The organism is Flexithrix dorotheae DSM 6795 (assembly GCF_000379765.1).
GTDB lineage: Bacteria > Bacteroidota > Bacteroidia > Cytophagales > Flammeovirgaceae > Flexithrix > Flexithrix dorotheae.
In genome coordinates, this window is sequence record NZ_KB903476.1 from 240,280 (window position 1) to 257,154 (window position 16,875).

14 protein-coding genes are annotated in these 16,875 nt (G+C 34.5%); 3 read left to right on the forward strand and 11 right to left on the reverse strand.

The window, feature by feature from the left end:
* Positions 1 to 17: 17 nt before the first annotated feature.
* From A3EM_RS0131545 to A3EM_RS0131575, 7 genes are all read right to left on the reverse strand, one after another.
* Positions 18 to 2,015 (reverse strand): formylglycine-generating enzyme family protein, encoded by a 1,998-nt coding sequence (locus A3EM_RS0131545; RefSeq protein ID WP_020532258.1) that lies wholly within the window; start codon positions 2,013 to 2,015, stop codon positions 18 to 20.
* A gap of 199 nt (positions 2,016 to 2,214) precedes the next feature.
* The gene (locus tag A3EM_RS0131550; RefSeq protein ID WP_020532259.1) at positions 2,215 to 3,867 is read right to left on the reverse strand and encodes a TolB-like translocation protein; all 1,653 of its coding nucleotides are present in this window, start codon (positions 3,865 to 3,867) and stop codon (positions 2,215 to 2,217) included.
* 432 nt (positions 3,868 to 4,299) lie between these two features.
* A complete protein-coding gene (locus A3EM_RS0131555; RefSeq protein WP_020532260.1) occupies positions 4,300 to 4,626 on the reverse strand; it encodes a DUF2834 domain-containing protein in 327 nt (108 codons plus the stop codon).
* Positions 4,627 to 4,681: 55 nt separating this feature from the next.
* Positions 4,682 to 5,275 carry a Crp/Fnr family transcriptional regulator gene (locus tag A3EM_RS0131560; protein WP_020532261.1) on the reverse strand — a complete coding sequence of 198 codons (594 nt, stop codon included), beginning with the start codon at positions 5,273 to 5,275 and terminating at the stop codon, positions 4,682 to 4,684.
* A gap of 8 nt (positions 5,276 to 5,283) precedes the next feature.
* Complete coding sequence (locus tag A3EM_RS0131565) at positions 5,284 to 5,631, reverse strand: bleomycin resistance protein (RefSeq protein ID WP_020532262.1); 348 nt, start codon at positions 5,629 to 5,631, stop codon at positions 5,284 to 5,286.
* 28 nt (positions 5,632 to 5,659) lie between these two features.
* Positions 5,660 to 6,886 carry an FG-GAP repeat domain-containing protein gene (locus A3EM_RS0131570; RefSeq protein WP_020532263.1) on the reverse strand — a complete coding sequence of 409 codons (1,227 nt, stop codon included), beginning with the start codon at positions 6,884 to 6,886 and terminating at the stop codon, positions 5,660 to 5,662.
* Positions 6,887 to 6,955: 69 nt separating this feature from the next.
* Positions 6,956 to 7,354, reverse strand: coding sequence for a hypothetical protein (locus A3EM_RS0131575; RefSeq protein ID WP_020532264.1), 399 nt, complete (start codon positions 7,352 to 7,354; stop codon positions 6,956 to 6,958).
* 320 nt (positions 7,355 to 7,674) lie between these two features.
* On the opposite strand from A3EM_RS0131575, the gene A3EM_RS0131580 reads away from it, so the two are divergent.
* Entirely contained in the window at positions 7,675 to 8,388 is a 714-nt protein-coding gene (locus A3EM_RS0131580) for a response regulator transcription factor (protein WP_020532265.1), read from the forward strand.
* A 31-nt stretch (positions 8,389 to 8,419) separates the two neighbouring features.
* The gene (locus A3EM_RS0131585; RefSeq protein ID WP_020532266.1) at positions 8,420 to 9,910 is read left to right on the forward strand and encodes a sensor histidine kinase; all 1,491 of its coding nucleotides are present in this window, start codon (positions 8,420 to 8,422) and stop codon (positions 9,908 to 9,910) included.
* Between the two features lie 120 nt (positions 9,911 to 10,030).
* Here the strand turns inward: A3EM_RS0131585 and A3EM_RS0131590 are convergent, their stop codons facing one another.
* The 4 genes from A3EM_RS0131590 to A3EM_RS0131610 all read right to left on the reverse strand — a co-directional run bounded on the left by A3EM_RS0131590 (position 10,031) and on the right by A3EM_RS0131610 (position 14,284).
* Positions 10,031 to 11,134, reverse strand: a complete 1,104-nt coding sequence (locus tag A3EM_RS0131590) for an AAA family ATPase (protein ID WP_020532267.1) — start codon at positions 11,132 to 11,134, stop codon at positions 10,031 to 10,033.
* An 11-nt stretch (positions 11,135 to 11,145) separates the two neighbouring features.
* Positions 11,146 to 11,853: an RNA ligase family protein gene (locus A3EM_RS0131595; protein WP_020532268.1), complete on the reverse strand. Its 708-nt coding sequence runs from the start codon at positions 11,851 to 11,853 to the stop codon at positions 11,146 to 11,148.
* 276 nt (positions 11,854 to 12,129) lie between these two features.
* Positions 12,130 to 12,780, reverse strand: coding sequence for a hypothetical protein (locus tag A3EM_RS0131600; protein ID WP_020532269.1), 651 nt, complete (start codon positions 12,778 to 12,780; stop codon positions 12,130 to 12,132).
* A gap of 352 nt (positions 12,781 to 13,132) precedes the next feature.
* Positions 13,133 to 14,284, reverse strand: a complete 1,152-nt coding sequence (locus tag A3EM_RS0131610) for a hypothetical protein (protein WP_020532271.1) — start codon at positions 14,282 to 14,284, stop codon at positions 13,133 to 13,135.
* A 247-nt stretch (positions 14,285 to 14,531) separates the two neighbouring features.
* Here A3EM_RS0131610 and A3EM_RS46460 point away from each other — a divergent pair, with 247 nt between their 5' ends.
* Complete coding sequence (locus tag A3EM_RS46460; protein ID WP_020532272.1) at positions 14,532 to 16,874, forward strand: ATP-binding protein; 2,343 nt, start codon at positions 14,532 to 14,534, stop codon at positions 16,872 to 16,874.
* Position 16,875: the final 1 nt, after the last annotated feature.

Genomic DNA, 16,875 nt, shown 5'->3' on the forward strand with positions numbered 1-16,875 from the left:
AGTTACATTCTTGGAGTTTATTCCTTTATTACCTCCATGAATATCCTTACACCTACCCGCTCATCAACACCTTCAAAAGTCATCACATCAGAAATTTTCGAGTTTTCTGGCAGATGTCCCCAACTTCCTCCACAAGCCTTTCCCTTATCCTCAATCATTTCAGCAATATTGCCAACTACATCGTACAATCCAATTTTATTGGAAAAATAAGAACCTACTGGTCCAGAATAACTAAATCCATCACAAACTTTAGAGTTTATTAATGCAGGACAACCACAAGGTCCCTCCACTTTAAAGTTTCCCAGGTAACATCCCTTTTCATTGAATGCCTGACCTCCAAAATTTTTCTGAGGATCAAAGGCCCACCAAGGATAATCCAGTTTTAGATTATCCATGTCATAAGATTCCTTCTTGTAGATATAGGTATTTCCTTTATGTCCCAAAGCTGCCAAACGCCATTCCTCCAGATTGGGCAACCTGAATTTAACCTCTTCAAATTTCCTTTTTTTGTTACGATTATATTGATCTGTTAACCATTCACAATAAAGAATTGCTGCTTCATAGGATATATTGATAATGGGATACTTACTGAATGGATAGTTCAAAAAATCTTTTTCCTTATTTATTTCTGGTTGGCTATTGTATTTATATTCTTTATGATAAAAATTAAACATTGATTTTAAATCTCCTTCAAGATGAGATAGGTCAACTTTGCATTTCTCCAACTCATTCTGCATATTATTTTTATTCAACCAATATAAAAATATATTATATTCCTTATTAGTCAATTCATATGCACTTGCATACAAATTACCATCTACCTGCTTTTGTTTTTTCTCCAGCTCCTTTATTTCAAGGTCAAATAATTTACCATCACTAAAACTGGAATTTTGAGTAGAAATTAAATCCTCAAAAACCTCCTTTTTTCCAATTCCTTCAGCGATTCCTGCACCTAATAAGCTAATTTTTTGTGCTTTCTCCAACTCCCCGGAAGACTGATACTTTTTCGATAATAAATAAATTGGGCTTAAATAGTTTTGTGTCAATATCCTTGCTGTGGAAAAGGGAGGTTCATTATAAAAGCTCTCCTTTAAGTAATCTGTCAGGAATTTATTTTCAAAATTATCCTGAAGAATCTTTAAATTATCAATTCGCTCAGGACTATATTGGGAAGCCAGCCCCACAAGATATAATTGCTGTTTAATTTGGGAAAGAGAAGAAGAGGACATAGATAATCCAAAATAGAAATCTTTTTCAGGATTATCTTCTACCAATTGTCTTATAATATAATTAAACTGGTCTTTGGAGGGAGAGATCGGAGATTTGATTTCCAAAGAGTTTAACCCTAACTGCTCGACAAGAAAATCCTGGTAAACAGAAGAATTTAGCCAATTGAGGTTCACCAACTTCACATCATTCCTGGTTTTTTTCACATCCTGCAAAACCTGAAGTGGTAAATAGGTGTTTTTAGAATGGGTTACCAGATATCCATTTTCCCCAACAGACATCAACACGTTATAAAAATAATTCAGGTAATTGGGAGAAAGCAGGTTAGATTCAAAAACTTTTTGGGCAAAAGCTTCTCTTTGTTCCTTTTCACCCTGCGAAGCATAATACAAAACCAAATCACCAAAAAGTGCTGTATTTTCCTTCTCCACCTGATATCCATAAAGAATTTTATTGGAAGGATAAGCCTTTTTTTCATCCCATAAATATTGACAATAATTCAGGGTTCCGGAGTTGGGAATTGCTTTAGCCATTTCTTCCAGCAAAGTGGATAATTCCTGCGTATTGGAATCTGCAAAAAGATGTGCTTTAAAAAAATTTAACCAGGCTGTTTCATTTTTGGGATTTGAGTTTTTCAGGCCTTCCCACTCCACAGCCTGGTTTTTATACCAATTGATATCTCTAATAAAATGTACTTTATCATAAATTTTCTCAGGAGCGGCAAATAAATTCCCCTGAAAGAAGATCCCGATTAAGCCATAAATAATGATGTACCGTAGCAAATGCATATTTAAACTTTTAGTTGAAAGTAATTTATGCACCAGTACACCCGAAAAACCTAAAGGTTCAATTGAAGGAGAGTTTTTTTATTTATTCGAAAAAAAGGCAAATTGCTTTCGCAACTTGCCTTTTGGTTGAATATACTAATTTCCGTTATTACTCAGTTCTCCTGATTAACTTTCAACATAAATTTAGATATCCTATTTGCTAAGGAATAAAATTTGGATAATCTGCAAATGCTCGAGTAGAGGTAAGGGATATTATATCTGAACCATCAGTATTCATTTTATAAATTACCCCATTAGCAGAAAATAGCACAAGTAAATTATCCGAATTAAAATCTGTATTTCCAAAAGAGGTGGCATGGGAAACCAAATCACTTACATTATGGGAGAAAAGGTTTATACCAAAAGTTCCATCCGAATGCAGTTCATTAATCTCTATTGACTTAATTGAGGAGGACTCATAAAAATTGGTCATTAATCTTGTTCCATCAATACTAATTGTTGGTTTTCCATACTTATTCCCAAATACAGGAGAAGATGTGACATTAAATTCATCAATAGTACTTGAGGGGCTTAAAATATCCAAACTGGCGGTTTTATAAAATTGACTTTCCAGGTTTATCAAAGAATTATAAACTAGCACACCTTCATTAGTTGCATCAAAAGATATATAGTCCGACTCAACATGACTTCCACCTTGCCTGATAAGAGTATTTGAAAGGACTGTTCTTGAGGGAATGTCTAATTCTAATTTATATATATTGCCATAAAAAGATGAGGTAATATCTCCGAATTCAAACCTTTTATACACAAGAGTTGCTATACCTCCTTCATCAATACTTACAAATTTTGGCTCATTTCCAAAAACACCAGGAATTTCAAATTGGTTAGTGCCATCTACCTCCATAATAGCTAATCCTGGAACAATTTTCATACTTCCAAATCGACCTGGAATGGTATCCTTTACTTGTTCTGTGGAATAAACTATTAGACTGCCATCATCTGAAACATCTGGTTCCCTATCATTGAACCTGCTATTTGACAGGTTAATAAGCCGTCCGCCTGCTGTTGCATTAATTTTATAAATTTGGTCCAAACTATCGCCTGGAAATGGATTATATTGCATTACCAAATCTATAATATCTGTTCCAGAACCTCCCCCAGGTGTACCACTCCCTGGAGCATATGGTAGACGAGGAATAACTCGAGGGTTGGAAAAGCAATCTCTACATGGATTAGAAACAGGTAGATTTCCTATAACTCTTCCCCTGAAGTTGAACCTCTCTTGATATTTTTCTAATTCAGGGATTCTGGAAAATAATTCGCTAGCATAAAAAAAATCATTTGTGCAAAGTATTAAAAAACATATTTGATTGAGCACCCTAGGTTTTAAATCCTCAAATATTGCACTCAAATCGCTTATAGTTGTATATGAATTGTAGTAAAGACTGCCCAGGCTCGCATAAATGTGATAAATGTTACCATGAATAATTTTCGCCTCAAAAAAATTTTCTGCTCCTACTTTATAAATCAAGGTGGTAAATTCTCCTTTCATATTTTCTTCTACCACCATTACTGAATCGAAATCCATTTTTATTTTTTTCCGCAAGGAGGAAATATCTACTGATACTTCTTCTTTCTCTCCTTCTTTCAGTTCTTCAGAAGATGTTTTAAATGAGATTACTTCATTTGCAAGACTAAAAACATAGTCTGGGACATCCACCTCAATTAATTTGATTTTTGCGCTTTTATTTAAAGAATCTTCCTCCGGTTTTTCCAGTGATATAATATTTTCACAGCTAAATAAAATGGGAATCAAAAATGTAATAAATAAAATTAATGAATACTTTTTCATGGTATTTTAAAATTAAATTTAAAAAGTTGGAAATACTCCAGTAGACAAAAAATTTACATTTGATTTGATAGCAGAAAATGTTGCTACAAGGATTAAAAAAATACAATCTCTTCAAGTAGAAAATGAACACAGGTAAACTACTTCAATACAATTGAATTTCATTTTCCAGTTTGAATAGATTATTCAGCCCTTGTTGATATGCTAATTGAATAAAATTTTATGGTAAGTGAATCCTTACGAAATGAAAATAAGCTTATTTAAAAAATGCAATCTGATTTTTGTCAGAATTAAACTTCACTTAAAAATGTATTTCTTAAGTATTGATTAGTGAATAATTAAAAAATCAAAACTAACAACTGAACTTACGAATGAATTAACTTTTCGTTGAATCACACTCCAATTATTCACAGTAGTTAACAAACTAATCCAAAATTAAATTTTGATTTTTCCTTCCCTCAAATACAAAAAAAAAGGAAAAGTGAAAGATAAACCAAAAGCCATGGTAAGCACCCAAATCAACCAAAGATTTTTGATTTTAAACTTTTTGGCTTCATGATATGACCACACAAAGAAGATAAGAACTACCACTAATAAATCAACTACAAAAGCGGAGGAGATATAGTTGATAAACATTGCCCTGAAAGTTTCCGGAATGTTATACCACAAAAGGATATTCCCACTTTCTATTGATTCCAGTGCTACAAATATATTGGGCAGGATAAACCCAATAACACTTAATATCAGATATATTTTCTTCATAACTTTTTTTACTTACAAAGAAAACCTGACAGGTTACTTCCTCCATTGACTTTGGTTAAGATTTTTTGTCCTTTTCGTATAATCTCTTTTTTATCCGGCTTAAGGATTCTGCGTTTACACCCAGGTATGAAGCAATAAAGTGTTGGGGAATTCTATGCATTAATTCGCCATTTTCTGCTAAAAAAGCCTGATATCTTTGTTCGGGATTTAGTGTAACATAAGAGGCTACCATATTTTGATAAATTACCAGTTCCTCTTCCATGACAATCCTTGCCAGAGATTCGAATTTGGGAGAATATTTCAGCAATTGAGAAGCGCTCTCACTGGTAATGACCACTAATTCACAATCTTCTATACACTGGAAATTATGCTTTGCCGGTGTTTGATGAACAAAACTCTCGTAGGAACTGATAAAGTTATTTTCTGTATAGAAAAAAGATGATTTTTCTTCTCCATTTACTACATAAAACAGCCTTACACAACCCTTTAAATTGAAAAAAAACTCCTTTGAAACTTGTCCTTCCTTAAGCAGATACTCCCCTTTTTTGAATGACTTTATGAAAACAGATGATCGTAAAAATTCTGTTTCCCTTTCATCCAGGGGAATATATTTATGGATATGTGCTATGAAATAATCCCGTGAATACATTTTGTTAATCAGGTTATTTCCTGACCAAATTTAATCAAATTACCATCCAAATCGAGAATGGCAAACTCTCTCATGCCATGTGGTTGGTCTTTTAACGGTCCATTAGGATGCACCACTCCGGCTTTTGTCATTTCCTGATATAATCCATCTACGTCAGTTACTTCTATATAGCAACTCGTATTTTCCGGAAAAATCTTGTCATTACAATGCCAGAAATGTATGGCGATATTATCTCTCACCACAATTCCGTAATTTTCATCTTTCCAGGTGGATTTAAAGTTGAGTTTTTCTTCATAAAATTCAACTGTTTTGGGCACATTTAATGACGCAAGTACAGGATGTGATCTGGTTAACATTTTTGTAGGTTTTTAATTTGACAACAGGTTATTTGTTTAGAGTTGGGTTTTCATACCAAATGACACCCAAGCCATTTTTATTTTCCCTTTCCTCGGTATTGAGCAAATCCAAATCCCCATCACTATCCATGTCATGGGGTAGAATTTTATCGTATTTTATTCCTTTAATGGAACTTAGTTTCCAATGGTTCCATTCTTTGTCCTGATCATCAAATTTTGAAGCAATCAGCCCATATTTATCTTCAGCCTCCTCATAAGAAGTAATTATTTCATTTTCTCCATCATTATTCAAATCCAGGCAGGCAACAGACTTTCCCCTTCCTCCTGCAAAATCTGGATATTCAAAAAGCTTTTCTTCCCTGTATTTTACTTCTGCTTTGTTTTCTCTTTTCAAAAGAAATACGCCTCCGTGAATTTCAGCCACCAACAAATCTTCCAAACCATCTTTGTTAAAATCTGTAAGAGTTAAAAACATCGGTTCTTTACCTTTAAGTCCCAAAACCTGTTCTTCCCAGGAATTTTTCTCAATATTTCCCCCCGGGTTTTTATACCATTTTATCCCGGTATTTTCAATCCCTTTTCTATCAGAAATCAGTATATCCGGCAATCCATCATCATTCAAATCAGTACACTCAATACTCATTATCCATCCCGAATTTGCTAATTTTACTAAATGCCATTCTAATGATTGGAGTTGAGTTCCAATTGGTTTTAAAAACCCGATCATTCCATTTTCCCCTTTGGAGCCTACCACAATTTCCTTTGAACCATCATTATCCAGATCGGCCCAAGCACTATACATCCATTTTACATCTTCTGAAATAGAAATTTTTTGATGATTCCAAACATCATGGTCATCCAAATAATGGAATCCTATATATTGGCTTTTCCCTTCTGAAAAAGTAAAAACTTCTTGTTTTCCGTCATTATTTATATCGTGAAAAATAGCATCTTCTACATCGGGGGAAGGAAATTCAATTTGGGTAAATGCTCCATTTTCTAATCCGAGATAAACTCTTGTTGCACCATATTCTTCACCACCCACAATGAAGTCAGTAATGGAATCATTGTTGAAAAAACCTTTTCTGATACCGTCTGCGCCATAAAGCGTGCTATCAATAAAATGTACTTTCCAATCTTCTTTTATTGTGATGGTTGAATTTCGAACATTTTTACAGGAAACCAGGGCAAGAAAAACTAAAAAACAAATTGGTTTTATGCCTGGGATAGAAATTTGGGGAAGATTTAAAAGCATTACGGGATTTTTTTGTGCCCTCTAATTTAGCATTCCATTGTAGATTATGCTATACAAAACCACTAACAATTAGGCGAGCAACCACACCAAGGCCTCCTTCTTACTTTTAAAATATTTTGTATCAAACTTATGTAAAGTATCTTCATTCATGGCCTGCTCAATGGACAATTGGGCAATCCATTCTTCAGTCATGAGAAAAGCAACTTTTTTTACACCGGCTTTTGCCCAGGGAATTAGAACTTCATTATTTACCCAATTTTGTGTTTCCACAGAAATAGTCATTCGAAAAGTTTGGGTATGCAATAAAATTCTTTTTGGTTTAAATTTTATGACAAAATCCCTTTCCATCTCCAGGTTTTTTCGAAATTCCCGATCATTCAAATTGCTGGTATCCTGCCAGACAAATTCAAGTAGTTCTTTTTCATTATCGTGCAAAATTGTAAGGTATGCACTTTTCGCTACTTCCATAATAGGAAATAAGTTTACAGACGAATAATTAGATGATAACCTGAGGTTTAGCTTCTAATAAAGTTAATGATATTTTTAGCTAATGGAAAATACTACTCCGAAAACAATCAATTTAGATTTTAATTTCGCCTGGAGCCAAATTGACTATCTGTTTATATTTTAAAGACAAAATTCCCGCTTTTGTCTTCTACACTACATTTCCGAAAAAGTCTCTCAGTTAAATTTACATTGAGACATTCCAGGTTTTATAAGCCTGTGAATCAATTGTGACACTTTTGTGATATTTATTGTTTAAGATTGTTACTTAAAAATTTCCGAAGATGAAGGATGTACTGATTATTGAGGATGATAAAAATATAGTGGATTTACTGGAAATTCACCTAACCGACCTGGATTGCTCCCTTCACAAATCGTATGATGGACTGAAAGGATTAAATACGGCTATCAATGAAAGTTTTGATTTGATTATTCTGGACCTCATGTTGCCCAGAATGGACGGACTTGAAATTTGCAGGCAAATAAGGGCCCGAAATATTAATACTCCTGTATTAATGCTCACAGCAAAATCAGAAGAAATTGACAAGGTACTGGGACTGGAAATTGGAGCAGATGATTATTTAACCAAACCCTTTAGTATCCGAGAATTTATTGCCCGGGTAAAAGCTATTTTCAGGCGGGTACAAATGCAGGATAAGACAGAGCAAAACGGAAAAAAAACTAAACCATTGAGTTATCAGGGCCTGGAAATAGATGTAGAAAACAGGAAGATACTGCTTGACGGAAAAAGAGTAGAATTGACGCCAAAAGAGTTTGATTTATTATTGTTAATGGCCTCGCATCCTGGAAGAAGCTTTAGCCGGGAAAAATTACTCAATCTGGTATGGGGATATGAATTCAGCGGCTACGAACATACTGTAAATGCCCATATCAACCGATTAAGAGCAAAAATTGAACATAACCTTTCAGAGCCTAAATTTATTCTGACCACCTGGGGAGTTGGTTACAGGTTTTCTGATGAATTGGTAAATAATTAATAATGACCACCTGGTCTGATTGAATACGTTTATGAAAAAAATATGGAATAGTTTGTATTGGCGGATGTCCGCAATTTTATTATTACTTCTCGTATTTCTTGGTCTGGCCTATGTAGTCATCACTGCCTATTCTGCTAATCTGTATTTCCAGGAAACCAATCAAAGATTAAGTAAGGAAATTGCACCGCATATAGTAACAGAAGTTTCCCCTTTCCTTCAGGATGGAAATGTGAGTGAAGACAATGTGCATGAAATTATGGTGAGGATGATGACCATTAACCCCAGTCTTGAAATTTATATTTTAAGTAGTGAGGGCAAAATTCTCGATTATGTGGCGCCTTACAAAAAGATCAAACTCAATTTCGTAAGCACCAAACCCATTAAAGAATATCTGGAAAATGAAGGAAACATTTTTATTTCAGGAGATGATCCCAGAAATCCCGGAAAAACTAAAGTATTTTCAGCAGCCGAAGTAAATCAGGATGGGAAAACCCTGGGGTACGTTTATGTTATTCTTGCCAGCGAGGAATATGAATCTGTTGCCAACATGTTATACAATAATTACATGCTTAAAGTAGGCTCTCAGGCATTCCTTTTTACCCTGGTTGCGACCTTCATTTTAGGTTTAATTTTTCTTTGGTTTATTACCAGAAACCTAAATAATATCATCCAAACTGTAAAGCGGTTTAAACAGGGAGATTTACAGGCCAGAATTCCGGTAAAATCCAAAGATGAACTTGCCCAGCTTTCCATTACTTTTAATGATATGGCGGCTACGATTTTAAAGCAAATAGAAGACCTTAAAACCATGGGTAATTTGCGAAGGGAATTGGTGGCAAATGTCTCCCATGACCTTAGAACACCTATTTCGGTGATCCATGGCTATATTGAAACTTTAATCATTAAGGAAGGGAATATAACTGAGGAAAACAGAAAAAAATACCTGGACATTGTTTTGGAAAGCACCGATAAACTTAAAAACCTGGTCACTGAATTATTCGAATTATCCAAACTGGAAGCAAGGCAAATTAAGCCAAATATTGAACCTTTCTTTATAGCTGAGATGGTGCAGGATATTGTGCAAAAATACCAACTACTGGCCGAGGAAAAGAAAATTAAAATTAAGTCGGAGATACTGGCTGATAATTCCCTGGTATATGCGGATATTGCCCTTATTGAAAGAGTTCTCCAAAACCTGATTGATAATGCACTGAAATTTACACCTGAAGAAGGAGAAATTGTGATTGCAGTTCACCAAACCGAAACAAACCTTGAAGTAAGGGTGAAAGATACCGGGCCGGGAATTCCTGAAAATCAGATTCCTTTTATTTTCGATCGGTACCATAAAGTTTCTGATGAAGTGGTTACCCCAAATAAGAATGGAACCGGGTTGGGCCTTGCCATTGTAAAGAAGATCCTCGAAATACACAATACCACCATTCATTTATCCAGCAAATTAAATGAAGGTACTTCTTTTTCATTTTCTTTACCGAAAAGTCCAGTTCCTGTGGAAACAGTTTAGGAAAAACTACAGTCCCTTTATTAAGCAATTTTCTCGGAACAGGACTTAAAATAATGCAGGGTCATGAAAATGCAGACCCTGCTTAAACCAACACGAAATGTGGCTTCTGTCAATTCTATTTTAAACTTCATAAATTACCTCGCATGCTTCGGAAACAACCGGAACTTCCAACTTCCCAGCCAGCTTTTCCATTATGTTATCAGGAACGATGTCTTCCCTGTTTGCATTTTGTTTTCTCAGTTGTGAAAAGGGCACCTCAAGATAAATGAGTTTTACCTTTCCTCCGTAAGACACAAATAAATCAATGAGTTGGGAACGAAGTTGCCTGGTAATATTAGTGGCATTCCAAACAAAAGACTGATGCTTTCTCATCAACACTTTGGCAGCTTCCTTGGCTTCCTGAATTACCTTCCCATTTCCAGATTTATCCGTAGGACTTATCTTCAATTTGCTCCTGATTGCATCTAAAGAAATTACAGGAAAATCCTTCAAATGCTTTTTGATATAAGTATCCTTACCAGAGCCTGGTAGAGCAGACATTAATATTACCTCAAATTTCGTATCGTCATAAGCCTGATAATCAGGAACTGTATTTTGCTTGTTAAAATAGAAAAACCGTGAATAATTATCGGGAAATTCATAAGCCTTTCCAAAGCAATTATGCTCTTTACACAATTCACTGAATAATTCAATTTTATAAAGCAATTCCTCCTGATCATGACAAATTCTGCCTAAAACATCTGCCTTAGCCAATAAGGCCAGCAATTTGGTATTCACTTCAGTACTTGCCTGAATAACTGCTTTTTGAGGATCAGGCTTTTCGAATATCCAAAGTGGCAATCCATGATAGCGCACCAGTTTAGCGATCATTTCCCTTATTCCAAAAGGTGTTTCAATTTCTCTGTATAAAATACTTCTGGTTGTAAATTCTCCTTTTTTGGCATGACCTCTTGAAGTAATTCTTCCATTTTCCTCAATTACTGTGGTTGACCTTTTTTCCACATCGTGTAACAATGCTGAAGCCACAAGTACATGTTGTTCCTGTTCCTTTAGTTCATTAAATTCTTTGAGGTCCATTAAAGCCTCCATCACCATTTGGGTATGCGTTTCTACATCACCCTCAGCATGATAAATTTCATCCTGAGGGACCTCCTGCATGTCTCGTATCCAGGAAAATTTTTCCCGAATTAATTCCCATTTATATTGATCTGTTATCTTCCACATTTTTGTTCAATTTAAATTTTTTCATCCTTTTTTTTCCTCTCCCATATTAATGGAGCCCTTTTCCAATTTCTGGTCCAGTGCTCATCCGTTTTCACATGTCCTTTTCGTACATATTTAAATACATTTTGCCTGAAATTTTCCACAGCATATTCTGCCACATTTCTGGTGACAATTCCTTCCATTGTGCAAGAATTACAAGTGCAGACATCCACAGATCCAAACCAACTGGGCTGATTAACGATTTCCAAAACCTGTTTTTCGAATTTATCCCGTTCCGTTACTTTCGGAAATTCTATTTCTGGAACAAGGGGAAAATCCAATAAATCAGCATAAAATCTGGTTTCTTCCCAGGATAGCCATTTGTCGTGCTCACGAATTCCAAATACAAAAAAGTGAGTTTCCAAACGCTGATATTCAATGGAATGGATGGCATATAAATTTTCACCAAAAATTTCCAAATCACCCAGGTCGTTCCTGATCAAGTCCCATTTCTGTTTCAGGTAATTGGCCCAAGGATGTACCGTGGGAGCGGCATGTGAACGGGCAAATACCCCAAATTTATTCAGGCAGGTGTTTTCCCCATCCAGTTTTTCTGTATGTACTATCTTTTTTATTCCTTTTAAATCTTCCCAGTAGTCGTGATTGATTCTGTCATCACTTGTAGTTCCTGGAGAAAAGGGATAATGATAGGTTCTTCCATATTTTCTTGAAAGTGCCATTTGTATATATAATAAGAAATCACCCAATAGTATAAAAACTACCGGCAACTCAATAAAACCATAAGTAATATGCTTCTGTCCACTTCAGGGATTGAAGTGGGAGCTTTAAAAAGAAGGGAGAATTAAAGCATTACATGATTTCTGTTAAATCTAAAAAATGGCAAATCTATTTCTGGCTAATATAAAGGGAATATTCATACAAGTCCAGTTTTTATAACAAGAAAGCCTTTCCTGATCGAAAAAGGAAAAGCTTTGATCTTAGAAAAGAGCTAATTTTTAATTCACCCGGTCTTCAAACCTGAAAATATCACCAGGCTGAAGGCTATTGTAGTAGGTGATATATTGCAGCAAATAAAATGTAGGATTTGGATCAGATTTTCCTTTCTCCCAAAAAGCCAACAAGCGTTCATCCTCTTTATTCAATTGAGGAAGAATATTTTTCCTAAAATCTGCTATTTCCACTAAATCCTCACCTATTAAAATGAAATAATCATAACCCACGAATTTTGGCTGATAATTTCCTTCAGCAGCTTTTGAAGCTTCTATTTCTGAAAAATCCTCAAACTTCAGTTTTCCCAGAATTGGTAAATCACCCCAGGCGAGTACTTCGTAAAAAGAAGATTTTGTATAGTAGGATTTTTTTGAATTGATGGAAATAAAAACACGGTCGATTTGAAAAGTTTCATCGAAAAACCGGAATTTTTTGATCTGCTCGGGTGTATAAACTTTTATTTTCCCCTCGGTAGTTTTGTATTGAATAAGCTCAAGTTTGTAATTAAACTTAATTTCACCGAGTTTTTTTTCTCCGGTTTGTAAAATTATCCAACCGGCTTTCCATGAATTTTTATTGATTTTGGTAAAGGCTTGCAGATGGCCCGCCATCATGCAAAAGGCAATTACCGCCAAAGTAATTTTTAGCGATTTCATTATGTATCTCAGGTTATTGGTGATAGTTTGAAAAAAATAAACCAGGCTTTATTTAAATGTGGTATTTAATTGCAGCCACTAAGGTTGTTAGTAAAAAATTGTGTCCTGTTTCTTTCAGATTTCACTTAAAAAACAGGAATCTGATAATTGTAGTTTTGGATAATATCTTCAAAGGTTTTTTAAACCTTTGAATAGACCTGACTTTATAGATCAAACTTAAAAAAATTATATTTTTTGCACGAAAAATTGCGCATCTTATTGGTAATTTCTAACAAGAAAAAATGCAGAATAGTTATATTTTAATAATAATTTCATACTGGCCTGCCTTCCAATAAGTATTATTACTTATCCTTCAATTCATACAATTTATTTCATGCCAATGAAAAGTATGATAAATAATTCTTACAACAGGATAAATAAACCATAAACCTAAACCAGCAATCAAAATTTTTTCTCCCACTTTCCCAAGTTTCCCTTTTAACTTATAGACCTGAAAAATCACTGAAAGCAGGAAAAACGGCATTATTATCACCGGATAACGATGGGCATCATTAAAATGCATGGTGAGCAGAGAACTCATATAAAGCAGAAAAACAATCCACATAACTTTGTGGAAAACAGGCAACTTAAAATGTAGGCTAAAAAGAATAAATAATATCCCTAAACCTATCCAGACCAAATAGACCGCTCCGGGAATTTGGAGAGGAAGAAAATAGGTAGCGATGGAGGAAAAATAAATTTTGGCATTCTCCGGATTTCTCGGTGTATTGGAAAAGAAAAAAACAGCCTCCTGCTCTCCTCTAATGTAAAAATTATAAATCAACCACCCACACCAGCCTGAAATCACTAAAATTCCATGGATTAAAATCGCCCAGATATTTTTCAACAACAATCTTCTATCAAATAAAAGTAAACCGATAAAAAAACCTGTGATGATAAACAGACCTGTGGTTCTTTGGAGGACCATTAAAAAACCAAAGGGAATGGCATATAAAATCATTTTCGTTTTCCCTTCCTCCATAAATTTTTGGAATACTAAAATGTAAACTCCGGACAAGATTAGGAAGAATGGTTCTGACCAGACAAAGAGGTGAACCATAATGAAAGGTGTAGAGATTGTCATTAAAAGGAAATAAAATTTCCCCCAACCCAAAGGAAGATATTTTTGCCCAATTTTATTCCAGACGAACAGACTGGCTATTAAACAAATCAGATTGAAAACTCTTAAAAAACCATGCGGATCGGGCTGAAAAAATGAAAGAATAATTGGGTACAACGGTGGCCATAAAATATATGGCTCATTATCAGGTCCCATAAACTCAAAAGAACTGGCAAAACTTTTTGCTGCAGCCAGGTAATACAACGAGTCATTTGTCCTCCTTATCCCACACTCAGTTGCAAACAAATAAATTAGAATAAGAACCGGAATAAAAATATACTCAAAATATTTATACAGGATATTTTTATCACTTGTAATATCTTTCAGCTTTAGAAAATTAGCCATTCAATAGATTTAATTATAAAATTATGAAGAGAATATTTAAGCATTGAGTGAAACTGAAATATAACTATTCGTAAAATAAATTAAACTTTTTAAATAAAAATTGTGGATAAAAGAGGCTAAGGTTCCATCCGATTTTATTTTAAGTTAAATTCAGGTTGGAAACGTGGGGATTTCTTTCCTTTTAAATAAATAATTGTTTATCCATAAGTTTAGATTTCTCCAAATTTGACTACTTTTTTTCACATAAATGAGAAATATAGAGCCAGAAAAAACTGAGGTAAACACGGATTTAGTTCTTTATTGCAATTTTCTTCCGACAGGAGAAATTAAAGCTGTAAATGAAACCTTTGCTAGTTATTTACAACTTACTGAAAAGGAATTAATCAATCAACCACTGCACAATTTCATTCATAGTGAAAGTTATCAAACCATAATCGGATTTACCGAATCCATTTCAGAGTCTCAATTTTTTCAGGCAGGTCATTCAGCGGTTCCATTATTCCAGAAAGATTCCTCCACTTTTAAGCTATTTGTGCAGGGCAATTTCCATAAAAAAAAATTAAAAGGTTTCAGTTTGTTTGCCTTTCCTCAAAAAGAGGAGATAAAAGTAAAAAAAGAGGGCATTCTGGAGAAAATTTTAAATGAAGGGAATACGGAAATCTGGTTCTGGGATTTTAATAAAAACGGCCAAAACAGTTACGATAGTTTTTATAAAATTTCTGGGTTTCAGCATCAGAATTTTGATAAAGAAGCTTTTGGTTGGGTAGACAATATTTATCAAAAAGATAAAGCCAATGTTTTAGAAAGTCTATCGAAATTTCAGAAGGAAAAAGCAGAAGGTAAAATTCTGGAGTGCATTTTCAGAAAAATAAATCCAAAAGGGAAAATTTACTGGGTAATTTCCAGAGCAATGATTTTTTCCACTGATAATGGCGAACCTTCAGGAATTATCGGAGTTGATACCGACATCACAAGATTCAAAGAATCCGAAGAGACTTTATTAAGGGTAAAAAAGGAAACCGAAGACAGCATGCGGGAAAAAGAGGAGTTTTTCTCCATTATGACTCACGAAATCCGCACACCCATGAATGCTGTGATTGGTATGACACATTTGCTATTACAGAATCATCCGAGGGAAGATCAAAAAAACTTCCTAAACTCTCTGAAATTCTCTGCTGATAATTTATTGGCACTGATCAACGATATCCTTGATTATAACAAGATACAGGCGGGAAAGCTGGATTTTGAAAACTGTAACTTCGATTTGCATGATCTGCTCTGGAGTATCCGGATGAGTCATAAGCCACTGGCTACTGACAAAGCATTAAAAATTCGACTTTTTATTGATGATGAAGTTCCCAAACTTGTATGCGGGGATTTCACCAGGCTAAGCCAGATTTTAAATAACCTACTTAGTAATGCGGTGAAATTTACCTCTGTGGGAAGTGTAGATATTAATGTGGAGCAAGTTACCCAAAATGAAGTGAATACTGATCTTGTTTTCGAAATAAAAGACTCGGGAATAGGTATTGCAGAAGACAAAAGGAAGAAAATTTTCGAGCCTTTTCAACAGGGGGAAAAAAATACTACCCGAAATTTTGGGGGAACCGGCCTGGGCTTATCAATCGTGAAAAACCTGGTGGAACTACAAGGGGGAAGAATTGAGCTTCAGAGTAAATTGGGAAAAGGTACTACCTTTAAAATTTATCTTCGGTTTGATAAAGTAGCAGAAGACCAGAAAATTAATAAGGTTGAAAGCAATATTCACGGGCTGAATATCGGGCCCAAAAAAGAATTGCACGGAGCGCGAATTTTATATGTAGAAGATGTAATCCCCAACCAAATTCTAATGGAAGGATTTTCTGCCAATTGGGGAATTAAACTGGATTTGGCTTCAGATGGATTCGAAGCCATTCATAAAATCCAGCAAAATGATTACGATCTGGTATTAATGGATATCCAAATGCCTGAAATTGATGGTTATGAAACAACCGAAAGAATCAGAGCCATTGAAGATGAATTTTATAAAAACATACCCATTATTGCGCTTACAGCTGAGCTTTCCAAAAATACAAAAGAAAAAGTGGTCACCTCGGGGATGAATGACTTTGTGCTTAAACCCATTAATCCCGATAAACTTTATGAATTACTGAAATCCTATTTCTCTACTCAAAAGAAAAAAGGAATTAAGAAAAGACCGGCAAAAGAAAGTTCTAAGGTGGTCAAAAATAATTTCCTGACCATTGATTTTTCTGAGGCAGACAAGTTATTTGGCAATAATGCTGAAACTTACCTTCAATTCATAAAAATGACTCAAAATGATTTCAATGACAGTAAAGGAAAATTAATTGAAGCGGTAAGATACAATAATTACGACTTATTCAGACGTGTTCATCATAAACTAGCAGGGGTTTTGATTTTACTGAAACTCAGTCATTTCAATAATCATCTGATTAGTATAAAAGAAGAAGTAAGGGCAAATAAATTCAATGAAAAAAGCCGAAAAGAAAGAATAGATTCAATTTTTGTGTTTTTTGAAAATGCCGACCTATTACTTAATCAAAAAATGAAGGAAGTAGTTAATGTTTAAT

What these genes read in the sequence shown, in the direction of transcription:
- A3EM_RS0131545 (WP_020532258.1), bottom strand. Translation starts at nt 2,015, where the DNA reads ATGCATTTGCTACGGTACATCATTATTTATGGCTTAATCGGGATCTTC.
- A3EM_RS0131550 (WP_020532259.1), bottom strand. Translation starts at nt 3,867, where the DNA reads ATGAAAAAGTATTCATTAATTTTATTTATTACATTTTTGATTCCCATT.
- A3EM_RS0131555 (WP_020532260.1), bottom strand. Translation starts at nt 4,626, where the DNA reads ATGAAGAAAATATATCTGATATTAAGTGTTATTGGGTTTATCCTGCCC.
- A3EM_RS0131560 (WP_020532261.1), bottom strand. Translation starts at nt 5,275, where the DNA reads ATGTATTCACGGGATTATTTCATAGCACATATCCATAAATATATTCCC.
- A3EM_RS0131565 (WP_020532262.1), bottom strand. Translation starts at nt 5,631, where the DNA reads ATGTTAACCAGATCACATCCTGTACTTGCGTCATTAAATGTGCCCAAA.
- A3EM_RS0131570 (WP_020532263.1), bottom strand. Translation starts at nt 6,886, where the DNA reads ATGCTTTTAAATCTTCCCCAAATTTCTATCCCAGGCATAAAACCAATT.
- A3EM_RS0131575 (WP_020532264.1), bottom strand. Translation starts at nt 7,354, where the DNA reads ATGGAAGTAGCGAAAAGTGCATACCTTACAATTTTGCACGATAATGAA.
- A3EM_RS0131580 (WP_020532265.1), top strand. Translation starts at nt 7,675, where the DNA reads ATGAAGGATGTACTGATTATTGAGGATGATAAAAATATAGTGGATTTA.
- A3EM_RS0131585 (WP_020532266.1), top strand. Translation starts at nt 8,420, where the DNA reads ATGAAAAAAATATGGAATAGTTTGTATTGGCGGATGTCCGCAATTTTA.
- A3EM_RS0131590 (WP_020532267.1), bottom strand. Translation starts at nt 11,134, where the DNA reads ATGTGGAAGATAACAGATCAATATAAATGGGAATTAATTCGGGAAAAA.
- A3EM_RS0131595 (WP_020532268.1), bottom strand. Translation starts at nt 11,853, where the DNA reads ATGGCACTTTCAAGAAAATATGGAAGAACCTATCATTATCCCTTTTCT.
- A3EM_RS0131600 (WP_020532269.1), bottom strand. Translation starts at nt 12,780, where the DNA reads ATGAAATCGCTAAAAATTACTTTGGCGGTAATTGCCTTTTGCATGATG.
- A3EM_RS0131610 (WP_020532271.1), bottom strand. Translation starts at nt 14,284, where the DNA reads ATGGCTAATTTTCTAAAGCTGAAAGATATTACAAGTGATAAAAATATC.
- A3EM_RS46460 (WP_020532272.1), top strand. Translation starts at nt 14,532, where the DNA reads ATGAGAAATATAGAGCCAGAAAAAACTGAGGTAAACACGGATTTAGTT.